The 21,049-nt window shown below is 48.3% G+C and carries 24 protein-coding genes; 17 read left to right on the forward strand and 7 right to left on the reverse strand.

Annotated features, from left to right (window positions below):
- Positions 1-90 precede the first annotated feature (90 nt).
- From ACI2JR_RS25715 to ACI2JR_RS25770, 12 genes are all read left to right on the forward strand, one after another.
- Complete coding sequence (locus ACI2JR_RS25715; protein ID WP_462479806.1) at positions 91-417, forward strand: hypothetical protein; 327 nt, start codon at positions 91-93, stop codon at positions 415-417.
- A gap of 348 nt (positions 418-765) precedes the next feature.
- The gene (locus ACI2JR_RS25720; protein ID WP_462479807.1) at positions 766-1,980 is read left to right on the forward strand and encodes a tyrosine-type recombinase/integrase; all 1,215 of its coding nucleotides are present in this window, start codon (positions 766-768) and stop codon (positions 1,978-1,980) included.
- A 144-nt stretch (positions 1,981-2,124) separates the two neighbouring features.
- Positions 2,125-2,883, forward strand: coding sequence for a hypothetical protein (locus tag ACI2JR_RS25725; protein ID WP_462479808.1), 759 nt, complete (start codon positions 2,125-2,127; stop codon positions 2,881-2,883).
- Positions 2,884-3,155: 272 nt separating this feature from the next.
- Positions 3,156-3,356, forward strand: coding sequence for a helix-turn-helix transcriptional regulator (locus ACI2JR_RS25730; protein WP_071846174.1), 201 nt, complete (start codon positions 3,156-3,158; stop codon positions 3,354-3,356).
- Positions 3,357-3,452: 96 nt separating this feature from the next.
- Positions 3,453-4,055 (forward strand): Bro-N domain-containing protein, encoded by a 603-nt coding sequence (locus tag ACI2JR_RS25735; protein ID WP_462479809.1) that lies wholly within the window; start codon positions 3,453-3,455, stop codon positions 4,053-4,055.
- A complete protein-coding gene (locus ACI2JR_RS25740; protein ID WP_462479810.1) occupies positions 4,055-4,234 on the forward strand; it encodes a DUF4222 domain-containing protein in 180 nt (59 codons plus the stop codon). Before ACI2JR_RS25735 ends, ACI2JR_RS25740 begins: the two co-directional genes overlap by 1 nt.
- Positions 4,231-5,022 (forward strand): host cell division inhibitor Icd-like protein, encoded by a 792-nt coding sequence (locus tag ACI2JR_RS25745; RefSeq protein ID WP_462479811.1) that lies wholly within the window; start codon positions 4,231-4,233, stop codon positions 5,020-5,022. Before ACI2JR_RS25740 ends, ACI2JR_RS25745 begins: the two co-directional genes overlap by 4 nt.
- The gene (locus ACI2JR_RS25750; protein ID WP_462479812.1) at positions 5,015-5,236 is read left to right on the forward strand and encodes a hypothetical protein; all 222 of its coding nucleotides are present in this window, start codon (positions 5,015-5,017) and stop codon (positions 5,234-5,236) included. The genes ACI2JR_RS25745 and ACI2JR_RS25750 overlap by 8 nt, the downstream gene beginning before the upstream one ends.
- A complete protein-coding gene (locus ACI2JR_RS25755) occupies positions 5,233-7,989 on the forward strand; it encodes a DUF927 domain-containing protein (protein WP_462479813.1) in 2,757 nt (918 codons plus the stop codon). Before ACI2JR_RS25750 ends, ACI2JR_RS25755 begins: the two co-directional genes overlap by 4 nt.
- 181 nt (positions 7,990-8,170) lie before the next feature.
- Positions 8,171-8,614 carry a single-stranded DNA-binding protein gene (locus tag ACI2JR_RS25760; RefSeq protein WP_462479814.1) on the forward strand — a complete coding sequence of 148 codons (444 nt, stop codon included), beginning with the start codon at positions 8,171-8,173 and terminating at the stop codon, positions 8,612-8,614.
- A 190-nt stretch (positions 8,615-8,804) separates the two neighbouring features.
- Positions 8,805-9,845: a hypothetical protein gene (locus tag ACI2JR_RS25765; RefSeq protein ID WP_462479815.1), complete on the forward strand. Its 1,041-nt coding sequence runs from the start codon at positions 8,805-8,807 to the stop codon at positions 9,843-9,845.
- Positions 9,845-10,354 (forward strand): hypothetical protein, encoded by a 510-nt coding sequence (locus ACI2JR_RS25770; RefSeq protein WP_134936188.1) that lies wholly within the window; start codon positions 9,845-9,847, stop codon positions 10,352-10,354. The genes ACI2JR_RS25765 and ACI2JR_RS25770 overlap by 1 nt, the downstream gene beginning before the upstream one ends.
- Before the next feature lie 175 nt (positions 10,355-10,529).
- On the opposite strand, the gene ACI2JR_RS25775 is transcribed toward ACI2JR_RS25770, so the two are convergent.
- Entirely contained in the window at positions 10,530-11,078 is a 549-nt protein-coding gene (locus ACI2JR_RS25775) for a hypothetical protein (protein ID WP_462479816.1), read from the reverse strand.
- A gap of 199 nt (positions 11,079-11,277) precedes the next feature.
- On the opposite strand from ACI2JR_RS25775, the gene ACI2JR_RS25780 reads away from it, so the two are divergent.
- The 4 genes from ACI2JR_RS25780 (at position 11,278) to ACI2JR_RS25795 (ending at position 17,442) form a co-directional block, all read left to right on the forward strand.
- Entirely contained in the window at positions 11,278-11,445 is a 168-nt protein-coding gene (locus ACI2JR_RS25780) for a hypothetical protein (RefSeq protein WP_003838307.1), read from the forward strand.
- A gap of 90 nt (positions 11,446-11,535) precedes the next feature.
- Positions 11,536-11,820, forward strand: a complete 285-nt coding sequence (locus ACI2JR_RS25785; protein WP_462479817.1) for a hypothetical protein — start codon at positions 11,536-11,538, stop codon at positions 11,818-11,820.
- Positions 11,821-11,860: 40 nt separating this feature from the next.
- Positions 11,861-14,566: a transglycosylase SLT domain-containing protein gene (locus ACI2JR_RS25790; protein WP_462479818.1), complete on the forward strand. Its 2,706-nt coding sequence runs from the start codon at positions 11,861-11,863 to the stop codon at positions 14,564-14,566.
- Entirely contained in the window at positions 14,566-17,442 is a 2,877-nt protein-coding gene (locus ACI2JR_RS25795) for a hypothetical protein (RefSeq protein WP_462479819.1), read from the forward strand. Before ACI2JR_RS25790 ends, ACI2JR_RS25795 begins: the two co-directional genes overlap by 1 nt.
- A gap of 33 nt (positions 17,443-17,475) precedes the next feature.
- Here the strand turns inward: ACI2JR_RS25795 and ACI2JR_RS25800 are convergent, their stop codons facing one another.
- From ACI2JR_RS25800 to ACI2JR_RS25815, 4 genes are all read right to left on the reverse strand, one after another.
- Complete coding sequence (locus ACI2JR_RS25800) at positions 17,476-17,883, reverse strand: hypothetical protein (RefSeq protein ID WP_462479820.1); 408 nt, start codon at positions 17,881-17,883, stop codon at positions 17,476-17,478.
- A gap of 222 nt (positions 17,884-18,105) precedes the next feature.
- Positions 18,106-18,645 carry a type II toxin-antitoxin system YafO family toxin gene (locus ACI2JR_RS25805; protein WP_040224713.1) on the reverse strand — a complete coding sequence of 180 codons (540 nt, stop codon included), beginning with the start codon at positions 18,643-18,645 and terminating at the stop codon, positions 18,106-18,108.
- Entirely contained in the window at positions 18,629-18,808 is a 180-nt protein-coding gene (locus ACI2JR_RS25810) for a hypothetical protein (protein WP_462479821.1), read from the reverse strand. Before ACI2JR_RS25810 ends, ACI2JR_RS25805 begins: the two co-directional genes overlap by 17 nt.
- Positions 18,809-19,124: 316 nt before the next feature.
- Positions 19,125-19,373, reverse strand: a complete 249-nt coding sequence (locus ACI2JR_RS25815) for a helix-turn-helix transcriptional regulator (protein ID WP_462479822.1) — start codon at positions 19,371-19,373, stop codon at positions 19,125-19,127.
- A gap of 173 nt (positions 19,374-19,546) precedes the next feature.
- Here ACI2JR_RS25815 and ACI2JR_RS25820 point away from each other — a divergent pair, with 173 nt between their 5' ends.
- Positions 19,547-19,861 carry a KilA-N domain-containing protein gene (locus tag ACI2JR_RS25820; protein WP_462479823.1) on the forward strand — a complete coding sequence of 105 codons (315 nt, stop codon included), beginning with the start codon at positions 19,547-19,549 and terminating at the stop codon, positions 19,859-19,861.
- 740 nt (positions 19,862-20,601) lie between these two features.
- Here the strand turns inward: ACI2JR_RS25820 and ACI2JR_RS25825 are convergent.
- On the reverse strand, positions 20,602-20,748 hold the full coding sequence (locus ACI2JR_RS25825) for a hypothetical protein (protein ID WP_032419897.1): 147 nt from the start codon (positions 20,746-20,748) through the stop codon (positions 20,602-20,604).
- Between the two features lie 72 nt (positions 20,749-20,820).
- The coding region (locus tag ACI2JR_RS25830) for a ClpX C4-type zinc finger protein (protein WP_462479824.1) at positions 20,821-21,049 on the reverse strand (229 nt) is incomplete at its 5' end.

Below are 21,049 nucleotides of genomic sequence, written 5' to 3' on the forward strand. Positions count from 1 at the left end.
AGAGCGCAACCAGACGTATTTTGTCGACAAAACCACGGACGAGTCAGAAAACAGATTGTGGATGCTCCGCAACATGGGGAGGGTCTTATAATGGGATTTCCGTCTCCTGCCAATGATTTCGCAGAATCACGAGTCTCAATGAACACTATCTGCGACATAGACGCGAACAAACTCATCGTCGAAACGTCAGGGGGTTATGCGGTCATTGATGTGTCGCGACGGCCTAGGCAGGGCGACACTGTGCTGATTCTATACGATGGACGGATGGAGTTTGCGAAACTGATGGGAAGGGCGTTCATTACGGCTGACGGGGAGGCGATCGAGGGAGAGGCGCTCGACGACGTAGAGGTATGTGGGGTGGTGACGCACATCATCAACCGGGCCACTCAGGAAGATGACGGCCGTCCAGTAATGTGATCGACAAGAGGTGAGACAGATCTGGGACAATCATAGTTTCTTAACCGTTTTCATCTCTTTCTAACTTTTCGCATCATGGGACGTGTGAGCGCAGTAATGACGCGGTAAGTATATGAATTAGCGTATAGTTCTAGGAACTTCTAAGCCGTAGGTCACAGGTTCGAACCCTGTAGGGCGTACCATTCTCACTTCTCTTAACGTCTCCTGAAGTCTACAAAAGCCAGCATACACGCGGCATTCGCCAATATCTCATTATCTCAACGTCTACTATGGTCTATTGAAATCCACATTCATGTGGGGGTACATTTGGGGGTAGATTCCTGTTCAATGAAATGAGATACCCCCAAAATGAAGCTCACAGCCCGCCAGGTCGACACATCCAGGCCCAAGGACAAACCCTATAAGCTGTCTGATGGCGGTGGTCTTTACCTGTTGGTGAACCCCAATGGCTCGCGATACTGGCGCCTGAAGTACCGCATCGCTGGTAAAGAGAAGTTGCTGGCGTTGGGGGTATATCCTGATATCACTCTGGCGGAAGCCAGACAGAAGCGCGCGGATGCAAAAAAGGTTCTTGCTGCTGGTGGTGATCCGGGACAGGAGAAGCAGGAAGAGAAACAAGCGAAAGAGCAGGCTGTGGCAAACAGCTTTGAGCGCCTGGCGATGGAATGGCATTCCCATAAAAGCACATCGTGGTCAGAAGGCTATGCCGAGCATCTCCTGATGTATCTGAAGAAAGACATCTTCCCCTTCATCGGGCAAAAGGCGATTACGGATATCAGCCAGGTTGAAATGCTTAACGTCTTGCGAAAGATGGAACAACGTGGCGTTCTGGATAAACTCAAGAAAACCCGTCAGGCCTGCAGGCAGATATTTACCTATGCCATTATTACCGGTAGAGCTGAGTACAACCCTGTATCAGATCTGGCTGGCGCGCTTAAGCCGCCCAAGCAACAGCACTACCCACATCTTTTAGCCGACCAGATCCCGGATTTTCTCCGTACGCTAAGTGAATACAGCGGCAGCACAATCACCCGCAACGCCACCCGACTGTTAATGCTGACGGGGCTCAGGACAATTGAGCTCCGTGCTTCTGAATGGGTTGATATCGACTTTGACAAAGGCGTCTGGAACATTCCCGCTGAGCGAATGAAGATGCGGCGCCCACATCTTGTGCCCCTCTCGATTCAGGTTCGCAACTTGCTGGAAGAAATCCACCAGCTTACCGGGCGAGGGAAGTATGTTTTCCCCGGGCGGAATGATGCCGGCAAGTCAATGAGCGAGGCCAGTATTAACCAGGTGATTAAGCGTATTGGCTATGATGGTAAAGCGACCGGTCACGGCTTCAGGCACACCATGAGTACCATACTCCACGAACAGGGATATAACACCGCCTGGATTGAAACGCAGTTGGCCCACGTCGATAAGAACTCAATCCGCGGGACATACAACCACGCTCAGTATCTGGACGGCCGGCGGGAAATGCTCCAGTGGTATGCCGACTATATGGCGGCGCTTGAGAACGGTGAAAATGTGGTTCATGGCTCGTTCGGAAAACGCGCCTGACTGGATGCATAGACAGTATATGCATACGATAGTAGACTTAGGTAGACGAACAAAGAATAGGCTATGCCTAGGTTGATCCCCGAAAACCCGTACACCTCTGCGGGCTGGCATAGCCGCCAAAATCAGGGGGCGTGAGGTGGCGTTATGGTCGTGTCTGTCGCGCAGTTATTGGCAGAGAAAAATAGTGTTATTTCTTTCTCGGATACAGTTTCCTTCATATTAGAAGACAATGATTTTTTAAATTTTCATGATGTTGTTCAGTTTATTTATAGGAATTTTAATCTTGTAAGTGATGATATTTCTAATAGCTTGGTAAGTTGTTCTTACGATAGAATTAAAGGAGTGTCTGAGTCTGATGAGATTGCAGCCGAAAGCCTCGAGACATTAGAGTACTTGATATCATCAAACTGGATATCAGGTATAGATAATGAAGGGCAAGGTGGATATTTTTCTATTTATAATAACGAAGGGTATGAAAATGGTTCGCGTAAAGATTTCTTCTTTCGTAAGAATGAATTGATTCGTTTACTTACCACTGCCGGGATTTCATTCAGGTTTAATGAACAACTTAATAATGACGATGAAGCAGAAGGCAGTGTGCAGGAATTTGAAAGGAGAATTAAAGTATTATCAGATGAAAATAAAAAATTAAAAAGCGAAGTTGATGAACTAAGAAATGATAAGCCCAAGTATCTTGGTGTGTTTAGAGATGATGATCCATTATTAATTGCTATCAACATAAGAAATGTTGAGTGGGAGTCATTTGATGAGAATAATTCTCGAGTCACGACGCCATCTGCAGATTATGTAATCGAGAAACTGAAAGAGCAATATGGAATGTCACATGCACTTGCTAGTGCTATTGAAAGAGTTGCATGCCCAATTGTTAGAAAGGCTTCTTAGAGCGTTTTAGTACCACCATGAGTCATGATGTATCAGTATCATAGATGCCAGTCCTTGATACATATCTCACATATCAATCTACCCTAACCCATAGGGTAGAATAACTCATTAAATCAGTCATCTACCTTAACCCTAAGGGTAAGGTCCATCCTGTGCTCTTTTCCCTCAGGGTAAAATGTACCTAAATACCCTTAACCCTAAGGATATAAAAACATCGTCTTTTTTGTGCAATGATTTACCTCGTGAACCGCAATAGACGTTACGAGGTAAATATGACTCAGTCATTGATAAGATTTTCTGAAGTACAACGAAGAACTGGATATAGTAAAGCGTGGTTATATCGCCTTATGGGGCAGAAACGATTTCCTTCTGCAATAAAAATTGGTTCGCGCTCAATTGCTTTTATCGAAAGTGAAATAGATGATTGGATTAATCAACGTATTGCTGAGTCACGCGGTGATTTGTCCGAATGATTAAAGAGTGACATTGATTTTTTCTGTGGAGCTGGTGGTGCTGCAGAAAGATAATGTGAATATTTAATTCTCTACTGTATAGCGGATCGAGGATAAATGAAAGCGGAAAAATTCAGATTCAATTCTGAGGGCACCTCTCAGCCTGTAGCTAGCCAGAAAAATATATTCAAAGCCGAAGTGGGTGATATTTCGGTCATTAAATTCGAGGGGCATTCCGTACGCATTGTGAATGTCGACGGTGAACCGTGGTTTGTCGTTTCTGACGTTTGCCAGGCCCTCGAAATTAGTAACCCAACCAGTGCTGTTAATTCTTTGGATGGCGATGAGGTGATGACCCTAACTTTAAATGAGGGGCATTCAGGTAAGCGTGGCGGAGCACGTAGTTGGAATATGGCCGCTGAGTCAGGTTTCTACAAACTGATCGCACGCAGTCGCAAGGCCACCACGCAGGGCACGTTCGCTCACAGTTTCACTAATTGGGTATTCCGTCAGGTGATCCCATCTATCCGTAAAACAGGCTCCTACGGCGTGCCGTTCGCGTTCCTGAATGACCATACCCGTCGCAAAGTACAGTACACGAAGAAGGCCAGTAAGCTCGGTAAAGATCTTCAATCGTGCAAAGGTGAGAAAGCCCGCTTGGCCGCTGAAGAGATTGAACTATGGCGTAAGTATCAACCTGACCTGCTGGAGGTTCATTAATGGCTAAGCCCACCAGCACACCGCTGCCAAATCACGCATATCGCGACGCGCAGGGCCAGACGGTGAGCGTCGTCTCTGTAGCGCACAACCGCGTGACGTTCTATCGCGATGGCTACCAGTTTCCGTGCGTGCAGCCCATTGATCGCTTCATGAAGGAGTTCGCGGAGGTGAAACAATGATTACCGCCGTCCAGGGTAAAAGCCTCTCTATGGTTGGCCTGTTAGCAAATGCTAGTACTTTGCGGGTGCGCCGCCGCGGGAACCTGTTGAAACCTGTCACCTTGCGGGCCACTGATAGTGGCGTACAAAACGCCTGGCGGAGTTTCGAGACAATTACGCCCGCGGGTAAGCGTTCGGAAACTGACTATCTGGAAGATAGCGTGTCCGGCGCCGGCGGTGGATGTGGGGCCCATCACACGGCCAGCTATAAATTGCCGCACCGTAACAAAAAGGGCTTGCGACTTGAGAGCCTCCCGGTCTATGGTTATAGCGCACCAGCAAAATCTGGTGCCGGGATTGGCGTTCCGGAGAGTTTACAGGCGACCTATGACGCGCCATGCGTCTTTTTTTGTGTCGTTAATTCAGTACACCCTTTTTTCTGCGTTGCGGGTATAATCCGCGCCGCTCACAAAATAATGGTGGGCTGGATGGGGGCGGAGAAATCCGCGCCGGTTTCCTGTAACGCCGGTTACGCCAACCCTGTTCAGTCCACCACCAGCGAAATTGGCGTTTCCGGTGGTGGGTTTCAGACCCAGTTACAGGAGGCTGCCATCATGGCTACTACCCCTACCCAAAATCCACAATTTATCTGGATCATCGCTGCTATTCGCCGCGATAGCCAATCCGTCACTGTAAAAATCTATCACGTCACCGCGGCATCTGAACGCGAAGCCCGATGCAATTTAGTGCGTGATCACGTTTGCTTTTTCGCCGGCCGCATCCGCCTGACGGAGGTGGATCATGCGTAATAACTCCTTTCCCACAGTCATCACTGAGAATCCCTATCCGCTCGATGAACTGACCTACGAGACAGAATGCATATTGGCAATTCTGCGAACAATTAACGATGTCAGTGATCCACACACCAAAAGCTATCTTGTAGATGCCGCGGAACTTATTGGTACTCAGTTGTTGAAAAAGCTAGAGCACAACGCACGTCTGGAAGATGGTGATTGCGAATGAAAAATATCGACCTCATCCGAGAAGTTACTCATGCTGCAACTGATCGCTGGCCTACAGTGCTGGCTGGGCTGCATATCGATGTGCCGGATTCACCGCGCCGGCACGGTCCGTGCCCGGCCTGCGGCGGCTCGGATCGCTTTCGTTTCGATGATGGCGGCCGCGGCAGCTTTATCTGCAACCAGTGTGGAGCGGGTGACGGCCTTGACCTAATCCGAAAGGTGAACAAATGCGACACCACGGAGGCCGCACGACTGGCGGCTGATGTGCTGGGTATTGATTATCGGTCAGCAGTACAGGACGAAGCCACCGCCAGCCAGAGGCGGGAGCAGTTGGAAGCCGAGCGTACACAACTGGAGCAGGAGCGCCAACAGCAGGCCGCTGAGGAGACAAAGCAGCGGCGCCTGACGTTTGCCCATCGGTATACCGAATTGCGCCAGCAGGCCGCCCCGGGCGAGAGTGCATACCTTATAGCTAAAGGGCTGGGCGGCTTCACCTTCTCCATTCTGCCCGATGGATCACTTTTGCTGGCGCTGGTGGACGATTCCGGCGACGTCGTGGCGGCCCAGACCATTACCAACGCGGGCGAAAAGCGGCTGGTGGCCGGATCAGCAAAGCGCGGGGCGTTCTATGTTATCCAGCCAGTTGATTCCCCCGAGACCGTTATTTTGACCGAGGGACTGGCTACCGCCCTGTCAGTTCATTTGATGCGCCCGGAAGCACTTACGGTATGCGCCATAGACGCTGGCAACCTGCATCCCGTAGCTCAGGTCATGCATCAGCGCTACCCGGGTGCGCGGATCATCATTGCTGCCGACAACGACATTAAACCCGGAGAGCTAAATACAGGCAAAAACGCTGCGGAGAAAGCCGCAAAAGAAGTCTGTGGCTGGGTGGCTTTACCTCAATCCGAGGAAAAGGCCGACTGGAACGACTACCACCAGCAAAACGGGCTGGAAGCTGCCAGGGCAGTATTCAACGATTCTATGTATCAACCGCAGGAGCCTGAAGTGTCCGCGAAACTGCAAGTGATCAACGGAGGGAAGAAGTGCGTATCAAAACCTGAATCCCTGCGACCTCATATCCAAAGCCGTATTGATGGCGTGTACTGGGTTGAACCCAAATCAGACAAAGATACCGGGGAAATAATCAGCCGTGAAAGCTGGTTGTGTTCTGCTCTGGAGGTTGTCGGTATTGGTATTGATGATAGTAAAACCCGGTATTTGATCCTGCGCTGGCAGGCATTTGGTGCGAAGAGTGAAACCGTCCAGGCGATACCCCTTGCTGACATTGGTGAGCGCGAAGGTTGGCGAACGCTCAAAGCCGGTGGGGTGAACGTCACAACCAAAAGTGGTTTACGCGCAACGCTGGCCGACTGGCTGCAGAGCTGTGCCAATGGAGAGGTATGGCGCATTGCGCATGCTACAGGCTGGCAGTGTGGCGCCTACATCATGCCGGATGGCGAGATCATCGGTATGCCTGAGCAGCCGGTGCTGTTTAACGGGCGGAGCTCCGCAGCATCCGGTTATACCACCAGCGGCACCGTGCAGAGCTGGCGGGAGAGCGTAGGCCGGCTGGCCTTTGGCAATTACTCGATGATGACTGGCGTGGCCGCAGCACTGGCCGCCCCGCTGATTGGCCTTGCCGGTGCTGACGGATTCGGGATCCATCTCTACGAACAGTCGAGCGCGGGTAAGACCACCACAGCTAATGTAGCTTCCAGTCTCTATGGTAATCCGGATGTGCTGCGCCTCACCTGGTACGGTACTGCCCTGGGGTTGGCGAACGAAGCTGCCGCACATAACGACGCACTGATGCCCCTTGACGAGATCGGCCAGGGGGCTGACCCGGTGGAGGTCTATAAATCGGCTTACGCGTTGTTCAACGGTACGGGCAAGCTGCAGGGAGCGAAGGAAGGCGGTAACCGCGATCTGAAACGTTGGCGCACGATAGCTATAAGCACCGGTGAAATGGATCTGGAGACTTTCATTGCCAGTGCCGGCCGTAAGGCTAAGGCGGGTCAGTTGGTTCGCCTGCTGAACATTCCGATGCGCCGGGCCGTGCGCTTCCATGAGCATGTCAATGGTAAACACCATGCCGATGCCCTCAAAGATGCGTACCAGCATCACCACGGAGTGGCCGGGCGTGAGTGGGTGAAGTGGCTGGCTGACCACCAGCCTGAAGCGGTGAGCTCAGTCAGAGCAGCTGAAGAACGCTGGCGTAGCCTTATCCCGTCTGATTACGGGGAACAGGTTCACCGCGTCGGCGCCCGGTTCGCGATTCTGGAAGCCGCACTGCTGTTAGGTAAGGTGATCACCGGCTGGGATGAGCAGACGTGTAGGGATGCCATTCAGTACAGCTATAACGCCTGGCTGCGCGAGTTTGGTACCGGCAATAAAGAACATCAGCAGATAATAGAGCAGACCGAGGCATTCCTGAACGCCTACGGCATGAGCCGCTTTGCACCGTTCCCGTATGACCCAACCAGTCTGCCCATCTCCAACATGGCGGGATACCGGCAGAAAGGCGGCCATGATGCCGACCCGATGGTGTTCTACACCTTCCCGGCAGCCTTCGAAGGAGAGATCGCCCGCGGCTTTAACTCCCGCCAGTTTGCGGAGGTACTGAAGAAAGCAGGAATGCTGACGCCACCGACTTCAGGCCGCGGTTTCCAGAGAAAGTCACCGCGCATTGATGGGCGACAGATTCGGGTTTATGTCCTGCAATATCTGCCGGACGACGACCAGCCAGAGTAAAAGCATTCTTTCATGTGTGTAGTTTAGGTGTTGGTTCAGTTGGTTCAGCTGCCTCAGTAGTTATATATATCTGTTTAATAAGGTTTCATGTTTAAAAAATGAACCAACATTGAGGCAACAAACTACCATTTTGAACCAACACTGAATCAGATACAGAGCATCGGAATGGAGGATTTCAGCTATGACAGCTCAAATTTCAGCATACGGCCGGCTGGTGGCCGACCCGCATACCAGAACAACGGGGAAAGGTACGAGCATGGCTATGGCCCGCCTGGCTGTAGCGCTGCCCTGTAATGCGGTAGATATCGGAGAGGCTACCTTCTGGCTGGGTGTCATTGCCTTTGGTAAGCAGGCTGACGCGCTGGCCAAACACCGGAAAGGCGACCTTGTCTGCGTGGCGGGTAACCTGCAGCTAAACCAGTGGACGGCGCAGGACGGCGGCACCCAGCAGGGGTATCAGGTCATTGCGGACAGTGTACTAAGTGCCAGAACGGTACACCCAGGAGGTAAAGCAGGTCAACAAGGACAGGCTACTGATGCCCTACGTCGGGCCCATGAGCAGCAACCGCCCGCGACCGGGTATGAAGGATACGACCAGACTCCGCCGTATGACGATGATTTTTGACATCGGAATTCATGAGGGAGTAAATCCTGAAGGCGGTCCAACTTGCTGCGATGGTGGTGAAGGGGGAAGGTCTTGCATTTAATTTGATACTGTGTTTTTATACAGTTGTTACTGTTTATAATCACAGCTAACAGATAATACTTTTTTAGTTATAAATTAAGTCTTTTCCGATTACTAAAGGTTGAGATTTATGATTTCAGAGAAAGCCACGTTCACCTTTTACCAAGTTAGAAACGCAGGTTTCTATCGTGCAGGAGCAGCCGCTCCAGAGTTTGGTTCTCTAGGTGAAACGCTTATCGATTTAAATAACTGGGCCGGGCAAAAAATACTAAAAGAAACAAAAACATTTGAAGCTGATGAAGAACGGTACCCTGCCTATCTAGTAGATTCTAAGAATGTTGGCGATGATTGGCTGTTACTTCTCTGGAACGAAGTTCCAAGTAATGGCCAGCGCATGCCATCTTTAAGTGAGGATGCAGTGTATGGGGCTGATCCGGAGGTGATAATGAATCCTATTCGTGAAAGGACTATCCCCGGGTTTGCCACTTACTTTTGGTTCATTGCTGACAGAAATCTCATGGCCACAGTAAAGCTGCACAATAAGTTGACCGCTCAGGCTACCCTACAAAAGTATATCCAGTGTTTTTTAAAACAATCTTCTGAACATGCTAAAGCGGAAGTCATTGAACTTGAGGATGGTTCACATGAGCTTAAAGTCACTGGGTATATGTTAGATGTAAATGATGATCAAGAAGAGCGTAAGCATTACTACCCTAGATTCAATGCCAATTTGATAAAAAATCCAGGTAAGCACGAAGAAATAAGACAAAAAGCGAACTTTATCAGTAAAATAGAAAGAGTTATCGAGTTAGACCTTAACCGTCATCCCGATTTGGATTTATGGCAAAAATTATTGGATAAATTGCATGTTGGTGCCCAGCAAGGACCCGGGGTATCAACCAAGGTAAAATATACTCTATCCCCAGATGTAGGTCTTGCTGATGTAAATCAGATGATTTTGGATTGGGATAATGATCCATCTGAAGTGAACGATTATGGTTTTGTCTTTAAAGGAGAACCAAGCAAGACATATTGGTTAAGTAATTCGCTCTCTAGGACGCAATTTGATGTTCGTATCGAGAGAGAGAACGATGAAATTGTCAACTTACAATCTTTACTAGTCGAACTAAGGGCGAAGAAAGATCTAATTTTGAGGGGCTCAGGCTTATAATGAAAGTAAAAGTGATGTTGTTCATTTGTATACTTGCTCTTGTATCAGGAGCAGGATACTTTGGCCGGCATATAACTTTTTCGATTCAGTGGCCTTTGTTTGAAGCACTTAGAACTACAGCATCGATAATTTTTGCTGTCGTTGGGGCATGGTTCGCGATTATCTATCCAGAAAGATTAAAAAAATCTTTTCGTGGAGGTGATTCAAGCGGTGGTGGTGCAGGAATTCATAACCTCTTTACGCCTATTGTTCATTCGACAGCTATCCTCGCTGCTGTACTGCTCGTCGGCATTGGTGCTCCGTTATTAAAGCAATTTGATTGGGTAATGGAGCACAAGACAGTTTTCAGAGGACTATCTTACGGATTATTGGTGTTCCTCACGTTATGGCAGCTGTTAACTGTCGTTTTAAGTCTTACTGGCCCCGATATCCTTAAGCGATTTACTTCGAAGCAAGAAGCGTCTAAGAGAGCTGCAAAATCTATGCTCAACCCCAAAAACAAAAACTAACCATGCGGTTAGATTTTTCTCACAAAGGTTTCCACGTAATAATAGACATACGCATCTCACAAAAATTTCATGACTAATATGCCCATATCTTATTTATAGGCAAATGAGTTGTGTTTTGCCTATGTCATAGGCAAGCGTGACGTGTTTCGCCTATGAGAGGTGATATCTCTTAGCGTTAACTTGATGATGCGCAGGGAGGGAACTGGTATCTCAGATCGATTTGTGGCGCATCGCTCAGAAGCCGGCCAGATTTTGCCATCAGGTATCCAGCCATCTCTTCTGGCGTTAAATCTACATGAAACATGTCCTTGTCCTGGAACCATTCATCAGGCCAGTAGATGAGATCGGACGGATTGGCATCAAAGTTTTTCTCCAGCAATCCCAGCGCGTAGCTTTGTTCCGATTCCTTTCCTTCAGCATTGCACACGAAACTAATTATCTGAACTAGTTCATCCCAGGTTAAATCAGCAACGTATTTCTCCTGATTAAATGCCATCCGGGTAAAGTTCTTTGCGTCGGTCCATGAGGAAAAGTCACGGAAATCAGAGAATTCATACGGATTAACGACCTGCCTGTTCCAGTCATCAATCATCGCTTTTAGCCCTTCATCATCTTCGTCGGCGCCGTTATCAATTTGCGACAGTATCTCTTCTGCTGTGTCCGCTAGTTCTTTTAGTTTCTTGCGGGTTAGTTTGGCTGGCTTAAAACGTTCGGGTAAGGGCATAGGGGTCTTCCTTGTTAGGTTAAGGCATGGCAGCGACAGGTCATTACGCAATCTTCGTTAAGTACTCGTCTAAAGTCTATAAAACAATCAATTTCCTTTCTGGTGACGATCGAATTTATTCTTTCACTAATTGCAATATAAACAATGATCATTTCATTTAATGAAATTAAAATAGCTGTATAAATATCAGGAGGTGGTCATGTCGAAACAGTCCGTCAAACCTGTCTTGCTCAGCGAGGCACAGATTCAGGCAATTCGAAAAATTCAGGAACAGCAGCGCCAGCAATCAGGTATCGGTGTTGCGCCAACTATCCACGAAATAGCCAGGGGGCTGGTAGATAAAGCCTTACAGCAACATTTGGGGTAAAGGTCTAAATACTTTCAGTGTGAGGGTGAATCAACCATCTGTTTGTTATTCATACAGATATTTAACGTTTTGAGGTTAATAAAGGTAACGATGAAAACGAATATCACTGACGAAGAGTTACTGCAGGAAGTCCAGAGAATCATCGACAAAGCATCGTTAACAGAACAGATCGCCCTAACCGATTTGCTTCAACGGTATGAGTTGGCTGTCTCTGTGGCCAAGTACGCATTACCTGGTTATCCATTAGGGGTTTTAGACTTTCTCGCGGCCGCAACAAAACCAGCTACCGTTCAATCATCTGACCTGCATGATACCGCTCAAGATAAAACCGATGGGAAATCAGCACCAGCACCTGGTGGGAGTAAATACCACTAGCCCCATGATACTTCTAACATAACATTCTCGGGAGAAAAGCATGCCAACCGTACCGCAGTATCAGCGCCAGAGCCAGACGCAAGCCGCCCCGGTAATGACCACTAATTTACGCGTGCCGGAGAACCCACTCGTACAGGGTATCCAGCAAGCCGCGGATACATCGATTAATATGATGGTTCAGGCCAAACGTAAAGCTGATGTAGCAAATATTCAGGATGGACTATTGAAAGTCGCCGCATTTGGCGATGATCAAATGAACAACCCACAAAATGGATTAATAACCAAACAAGGAAAAGCCGCGCTTGGACAATCAGATCTGATTGTTTCAAAGGCTACTAAACATGCTGAGGATATAGCTGCCACTCTGCCAGATGGTGATGTGCGCGACAACTTTATGCGTCAGGCACAAATGCAAATCCTGTCATTAAAAAATCAGGCAGTAAGATATGAAGTAGATCAGCACCAACAATATGAGTCTGGTATGCAGGATGCAACCAGAAAATTATGGATACAAAGAGAATCAGAATCATGGAATGATCAGCAGGCAGCAGCTTTTGCTAGACAGCAGAGAATAATTGCAACTTCGAGCTATGGGGCTGCAAGAGGGTGGTCAAGAGAGCAAATGCTTTCACAAATTGAAAGTGATGATCGTGGTGCGACTGAGATGCGCGCTAAGAATTACGCTGCCGCCAACCCAACAGGATGGCTTAACGGGAATTTCAAAGCTGTAGATGGTGGTGAACTCGATTTGCGCGCTGTCGGTATCGTGGAGTCCGGGGGAAAACATCGTAATGCCGATGGTAGTCTTGTAACTTCCCCAAAAGGGGCGCAGGGAGAATTTCAGTTGATGCCTGACACAGGGAGGGAACTGGCGGCGAAACGAGGCGTAGAGTATAACCCTGATGACCCCGTGCAGCATGCGCAGCTTGCTCGCGATTATACCGGTCAACTGAGTAAAAAATATCAATCAGAAACCCTGGCTGGTGCGGCTTATAATTGGGGGATGGGGAATGTTGATCATCTTATAGATAAAGTAGGAGACCCGCGAAAAGGCGAAATTTCAATGGCTGATTTCGTCGAGCAACTTCCAGCAGAAACAAGAGGGTGGCTTTCTCGATATAACAAAAATAGAACGGGAATGGACCCTGTGGTAATTAATCAAATTGATAATTTGGCAGAGTCGCAAATCAATCAGCAGAGGGCTAATGCACGCAAAACATTAGATCCAGAGCTGAATAATACAATGACGCAGCTATATAATGGTGAAGTTCCTGACTCAATGCCTAACGTATCGAGGATTATGTTTTCGTATGGCGAGCAAGGGCAGGCCGTAATTAAGCAGTTAGATATTGCAATTAACAACGCCAGAGTATTCCAGTCCATCCAGTATGCACCTCCTGCTGAGCAGCAGGCAGAGCTTGCTAAGTTGAACCCACAGGCTAATGACCCGGATTATGCGCTGAAATTGCATGCCTATGGGAAAATTAGTGCTCTGGTACAGAGTAGCAACGAAAAAATTCAGGCGCAGCACGATGCTGGCAGGTTTAATGACGCCCTTGTTATGGGTGAAAAGCTCGACCCGAGCAACAAATCTATGCAGAAAGCGGCGGATAACACGCCATCGGCGCTTAATTTTCGCATTAACGATGCCACCACGCATGACGCTATCGTGCAGCAGGTTAACCAAACCGGCATTATTCCGTCGCAGGTTACATCGCAGCTGAATGCTATTTCCCGATCCAGCAGCCCTGATGTGGTAAAGCAGGGCTCCACCTTGTTTAACGCCCTATACGACACGGATCCCGCGTCGTTGGGGGATATGCCGAAGGATATGCAGAGTTTTTATCTAACGGTAAAGCAGCTGACCGATGCGGGCATGGCGTCCGATGAGGCAGTGAAGCAGGCGCAGAACGTTACCTATAACCAGACTGATGCCCTAAAAGCGCAGCTAACCTCCACGCAAAGCACCAAAGAATATAAAAAAGAACGCAGCAGCGCTTTGGATTCGGCCGTCAGTAATATGTCGCCGTGGTACAGCTTCGGCGGGCCTGGTGCTGACGACCAGAATATTAATGCTGTCAATTTTCGCAATGATTACCAGTCGCTTTACGATATCAATTATCGCAATTCTGGTGGTAATGCTGATGTTGCCAAAAAGATGACCAATACCCAGATCGCCCGCACTTGGAGTATTAGCGACGTGAACGGTAACACCCAGTTTATGAAATACGCGCCTGAAGCGCTTTATAGCTATGGGCCATCTGGCTGGCAGGCTTCACAGTGGAAAGAAGAAAAAGAGCGCCTGATGTATGGCGAACGCAGTGAGGAAATCGCAACCAATCCGACCCAGTTAGGGATCACCTCAGGTTCAGCACCCGTTATCACTTCTAATACCCCTGAATCCAGAATTGGTGGCGAGCTGGAAATCACCCCAGACGTTTTAACCACGCACAACGGTGATTACGCCATTATGGTTCGCATGAAGGATAAAGAAGGTATCGAGAGCGTACAGCCTTATTACGATAAATTCGGCCGGCCTATGCGCTGGAAACCGTCGTTAGAAGAGTGGGAACCTTACAAAAAAATGCAACAGGAGAGGGCACAGCAAGAGGAAGACGAGATCTCCCGCGGTAAAGATATTCGTGGGTTTAAGGCAAAACATCGCGCGCTCGATGAGCAGTACCAACGTTTACATGATGAACGAGTGGATCGCTTTAAAAACTATTTCTCGTGGAGAAATGAATAATGCCTATCTATCCGCAATCAGACGTACCGAGTGTTATGGATAACGCACTTCAGGCCCCAACGGGCTTTGACGTCTCACTGCCTGCCGGTACTAATCCAGAGCCGCAACAACAGCAACCATCTGTATGGGATGCTGCGTTTCGTCAGAATAACTTGCTAGCTGGGATGTTTCGTCCGGCAAAACAATTCGAACCAGCACAAGGCTATAACCCGTATTCTGATAAGAATGAAATTCATGGTTATGAGCAGTGGGGATCTGCTTTCGCAGATTCTCAGTCGCCAGAGGAAACCGCATGGATTAAAAGTCAGATTGACAACGAAAACGAAGATCGCCGAGTGTTGGGGGAAGCGGGTGCCGAAGGTACTCTTGCTAGTATTGCCGCCGGTCTTATCGATCCTGTTACCATTGCATCGATGTTTATCCCTGGTGCACAGGGTACTCTGGCCGCACGTATAGGTTCGCAGGTTGTGATTGGCGCCACCGGTACTGCACTGAGCGAAGTCGCACTTAATAGTCAGCAGTACACAAGGACGCTGGGGGAAAGTGCCGCACACATCACCGCTGGTGCTATGCTCAGCGGTATTTTTGCCAGTGCTGGTTCGTTGATATCTCCAAGAATCAGGAGCGCCGCTACGCGAGAAATGGCTGATGCGCTGGAAAATGCCGGCACGGATAACTCTATTAACCGTGGCATGGATAGTCTGCCGGATGGCGGTAGCGTAGGTGCGATGCAGATTAGACAGGCGACGCTTGACGATCTAACGCTTGATGGAGGTAAGGCAGCGGATGTGGCGTTAAAGGCTGGCGGGTATATGACGCCAATATCACGAGTCATTTCTTCGCCATCGCGTAACGCTCGGATCACGGCACTGGAACTGGCGGAAAATAACTTTGCTCTGCGGGGTAACCAACGCGGATTTGAGACCCCTGTTGCAGCTGAAACCCGCGTGCGTGGCTGGAGGAGGGAGGAGGCCGCAGTAGTGGTCACCAATAAGCAGGCGTATGCCAAATATAAATCTGATGGCGGCGATCTCAACTACACCCGATTTCGTGAAGAAGTCGGCGACGCCATGCGAAATGGTGACATTCACGGTAATGCTGCTGTTCAGGATGCCGCGCGTGCATTGCGTCAGGTAGTCGACAGGGTGAAAGTTGCTCAGCAGGATCTTGGCTTACTACCGCCTGATGCGGAGCTAAAAGCGTTGGGGCAGACCAGTTATTTCCCTCGAGTATACAGAGTGGGGAAAATTGTTGAGGAACGCGATAAATTCCGTGATCTTTTAGTTAACTGGTGGTCGCGTGGGCCTTCCGCTATGTCACGAGAAGATGCGGAGATCGCCGCAGACGCAACGATAAATAAAATCGTTGGCGCAAAAATCCCCCAGGATTTCACGAACGTTTTTACCGTTAAAGTACCAGGAAGCTCACGGCAGCGTACTTTAAATCTGCCTGATAATATGATGCGTGACTATCTGGAGAGTGACGCTAACTATGTATTGCAGCGGCATATTCGGGAGGCTTCTCCGGATATCGAATTAACCCGCGTTTTTGGAAACCGCAACCTTGAGTCCCAACTTAAGGCCATACAGGATGAATATGACGAACTGATGCGGGCGCGTCCTCAGGAGCAGGCCAAATTAGCTAAAGCACGTGAGAATGATATCCGGGATATCACTGCTATGCGTGATCGTTTAGTCGGTACGTACGGAATGCCTGATGACCCATCATCATTTTTTGTACGCGCTGGCCGGGCTATGCGTAACGTGAACTTCGTTACCAAACTCGGCGGCATGACTGTATCCGCGATTCCCGATCTTGCCCGTGGCGTGATGGTCAATGGATTCAGTAAAACCATGAAGGGCTATGGCGCCGTGATATCCAGATCACCGGCGTTCGCCGCTAACAAAAGCGAAATGAAAAAGATGGGGGTTATGGTTGAAGCGGTTCTTGACTCCCGGTCACGCTTGATGGCTGATCTGGTTGACAGCTCCACGCGTACGAGCGCGGCGGAAGCTGGGCTAGATCGCGTAACTGATGTGTTCGGAAAGCTCACGCTGATGGGGGTGTATAACGACTTTAACAAAGCGATTAATGGCATGGTGACTGCTGACAGTATTCTGTCGGAGGCGGCTCCAGTCTCTAGGGTTGCGAAACTGGGCATCAGTCCGGCCACCGCAGTGCGCATAAACGAACAGTTCCGCAAGCATGGCGAGGTGCTTGATGGTTGGCATATTGGCAATTTTGATAAATGGGATGATGATTATGCTTCAGGTGTATTCCAGTCGGCAGTTTTGAAGGATACCAATAACATCATTATCACCCCGGGGATAGGCGATACGCCATTGTGGGCCAGTTCTCCTATCGGACGCACGGTTTTCCAGTTCCGCTCCTTCACGACTGCATCATATAACCGTGCCACAATTGGTGGATTATCAGAAGGTAACGCACAGTTTTACTATGGCACGGCCTTTCAAATTGCGCTTGGAGCGTTAACCTACGCACTTAAACAGGCCGCGAATGGTAAAGAGATAGACTGGTCACCGCAAAAACTGGTTATTGAAGGTATCGACCGCTCCGGCATCCTCGGCCCGCTGATGGAATACAACAACATGGCGGAGAAGGCCACCGGCGGGATGTTTGGCTTAGGGCCGCTGCTAGGTACAGGTACGCAATCCCGTTATGCCAGCCGGGGCTTTATCGGTTCTGCGCTGGGGCCAACATTCGGGTTGCTTGATACTGTTACTGATGTCACTGCTGGCGTGCTGAATGGTGATGCTGGTGATCGAGTATTGCATAACGTGCGTACGGTACTTCCAGGTAACAACCTTTTCTGGATCGCACCATTAATTAATCAGGTTGATCCGGGAATGAAATAGCGTGACATGTCACAAAGGCCGCATAGGCGGCCTTTATAATTTCTTGTTTAATTCCTTTCCATAGATATCAATCAAGTCAACAAAGCCACCACTACCGCACGCCTGTAGCCTAACAAAATATTCTTTCCCAACCTTTATAAAGTTACTTGCTATTTCATTATCACTTTTGCTTAACTCACTAAAATTGGTTGGAACAGACCAGTTATTGTCCTTTGAGTCAACAAAATAAAAACTTTCCAGGGTCTTACCACTTTTGCTAAAGTTCAGGCCCTCAACTGTGATAAGGCCTGCAAACTGTTTGCATGCTGCCATTGGTGCGGTTAACGCCTGATTTAATGTTACAATTCCTACTGCTTTACCGTTTTCTGTTAAAATCTCTGGCCCTTGGTACTCATCCTGAGCAGCGTGTAAATTCGCACAGGTAAGAAAGCCAATCATCATTAGAATTTTTCTCATATATCACCAATCACCAATTTGTTTTTTCCCAATTTTTCCGATAGCTTCTCCAACTCTGATCTTAAGAGTACCAGTGGTGTCATTGCATCAACTATCCAAACAGCACTGCTAATGCTTTTTTCATTTTCACTTACCATGTGTAGGTCACCGATATGTGGCGTAGCGGCGCCGGCGGATTACGCCCACAAAAAAACCCGCGGTGCGGGCTTAGTTTTTCCATTTCTCTGAAAACAAATCTTCGTCTAATGGCATTGGTTGAGTCTTCGTTCCTTCGAAAAATTTGTAACTGATCTCAATTGCCGCTTCTTTAAACTCTTCTTGTTCGGACACTTTATGAGCATCAGCGTCTATGAAAAACATAACGAGGGCGTCTCGGTTATGATTAACTGAATAGACTAAAAAACTATTGCTTGTTGGGGTATATTTTACTTTTACTGATGCGATCTTTTTCCACATATCCCAAGATGACTTCTTACCCAGAATGTCTGTACTGCTTTCTTCTGAAGTATAGTCACCCACATCAACATGACTATGCCTAACATGGAGATCTAATATCTCTTTAGGCCTGGCAAATGCTGCATCTTTACCAATATCAGGATGATAACCTGTGAACCAGTATTCTTTGAATGCATCGGCAACTTCCTTTACCTTAGCATCGGAAAGGCAAAGGGCCGAGAATTTCATTGTATGAAGTACTCGACCCTTGTAGATTTGTTCAGGTTTCTCTTTTTCAGGAGGCGCAGACAAACTCGAAATTCTCCTTATCTTTAAGTCCGTCGTAAAAAGCGCGAGAAATCCGAACCGAATGTTCCTTATCCATCGTCACCCTTGTGTACGCGGCATCTTTACTTTCAACACGTCTTGCGGCAGCACGCGCTTTACGCACTTTGTCTCTTTCGCTGATACGCATGACATCACCTCATAATATAGATATTTCATCAAACGGGGTTTACCCTTACGGTAATATTACGCCGTCCGAATACCTCTTGCAAGGTCGATGTTGATTTCGATGGACAATGCCGTAAGTAACTAGATGCCTAACACATCTACTAAAACGATAGCATTTCCGATACTTAAAGGCGCTTCCCTGCGCCGTGACTCGCCCTTAGAAGCTATGCGCCTGATTCAGAACATACTGCGCGTGCGTCTGTATATCACGCAGGCAGATGCTGACACCGGTTATGTAGTTAAGCATGGCTGTTAACTCCGCCGCGGCACTAGCGCCGTCATTCCGCGTTACTCACCGGTCGATACTTCCGCTTGTTGACGTCAGGTTTTGCGCCACCAAATTCTTTCGGGCTATTGGCTTTTCGTTCGTCGAGCCACCGCTCGATCTCGTCACCATCCCAGGCGCAACGCTTATCAGTGATGTACCAGCGCTTAGGGAACTCGCCATTTTTTTCCAGTCTGTCGATAGTACTCATGCAAAGACAGACTTTTTCAACCAGTTGTTTTTTATTCAACGCATATCTCATCAATTTACACCAGTAAGTTAGAGGGCGAATTTTTTAACAGTGATAACCCTTTGTATGCATTGGATTACTCCTGGTTATGTGCCGATGTAGATTCAATCGTCCAGATATCATCCATTTACTGTCCAGCACTAACCCTTTGTCTCTTCTGTCATGTTTAACTGGGCCCGTAAGCAATGATAATTTACCACCAACGGTGGAAAAGCCCACCGAAGGCCGCCGGGCGCTTTAACCTGAATGCTCTGCATAAGGCGAGTGGTGGCCGTGACGCTAAAAGACCTAAAGCCTGGCTCGCCACAAAACAAGCCCAAGAACTGATTGATGAGCTAAGGCAGGATTCTGCCTTTGGTGAAGATGTAATCAAAATCACCAAGGGTGGTATAACCCCTGGCACTTTCGCCCACGAACTATTGGCTATCGAGTATGCCGGATGGATCTCACCGAGATTCAGCACAAGCACATCCCGGCTAAAACGTCGTTATATTAGGTGAAATGCACTCAGCGAAATTTTTCGCTCAGTACTCAGATAGCACTGGGAGAAAGGTACCTTGTTACTTCTATCCAAAACGCGAAACCTGCCTGTATGCAACGTCATTTTCGCGGCTGATGTTGGTTCACCTCGTTAAATGTTGGTTCAAAATCAGGTGGTGTTGGTTCAATTTTTTGAAAAATATTCAAATAAAACAATGGTCTTTACGTTTTGAGGCAACTGAACCAACCGAACCAACACATTTTGCATGTATATAGAGAAATTTTCCGTGTGTAAATTATGATGCGGTTTTGGACGGGTGAATATTAGCGGTATAGCAGAAAGCACCTGGCGCCCAATATTGCGCGATAAATAGTCAATGTTCGGCCATAGAAAAATATATGGGGGTATATTTGGGGGTATGTGTGATTTTGATAACCTACATAGTTAAATAAAATCATATTGTTATGCGTTTATATCGAATCCTGTAGGGGTACCATTTTAAATCAATAAGTTAACCACTAAAATAAGAAAACCCGCTACATGAGCAGGTCAGGTAACGGGTCAAGTATTAGGTTTTCGTTTTGTTTACCCAGGCTTCGTAAACCGTTTCGGGCCATCCGAGAAAAATTCCGCTGGGCGTTCGCTCTGGTGCCGGAAATTCCTTCCTCTTCGCGTACATCCTCCACAGAGTCGGCTTACTCTTGCCGGTCAGCTTGCACATTTCTTTAATGCCAATATATCGAGTCGCCATTTTCAACCTCACACCACTTTCAGGCCACGACAGTGGCACCAAGTCTCATACATCCGCTTAACCACTTCCCGGCAGTAATAGCCGTGACCGTCTCGCGTCAGGTCATACCGGCCGCCGTAGCGCAGCCGTACCCATATCTCAAATTCACGGTTCATAGAACTAACTCCGGAACAGCCAGGCTATGGCAAAAGCACAACCGACGATGCTGAATGCTGTAGGCCAGTCCATCAGGAATCCTCCTTGCGATAACCCGCATCGAAGAAAGCACTGGCAATTGCGATGGCCTTGTCTGCTGTAAGTGTTTGCTCGCCCACACAAATCATCGTCGCCATTTCCTCGATAGCCTTTTTGCGGAACTCGGCCCGGCGGTCGGCGATAATCTCGTTGCAGAGGCTGACGCATTCAGAACAGATATTGACGCCCGGGCCCGCAATAAGATCCTGTTTGCTGACTACC

Origin of the sequence: Klebsiella sp. NPDC088457 (genome assembly GCF_044900465.1) — a bacterium.
In the GTDB taxonomy this organism is placed as follows: Bacteria; Pseudomonadota; Gammaproteobacteria; order Enterobacterales; family Enterobacteriaceae; genus Klebsiella.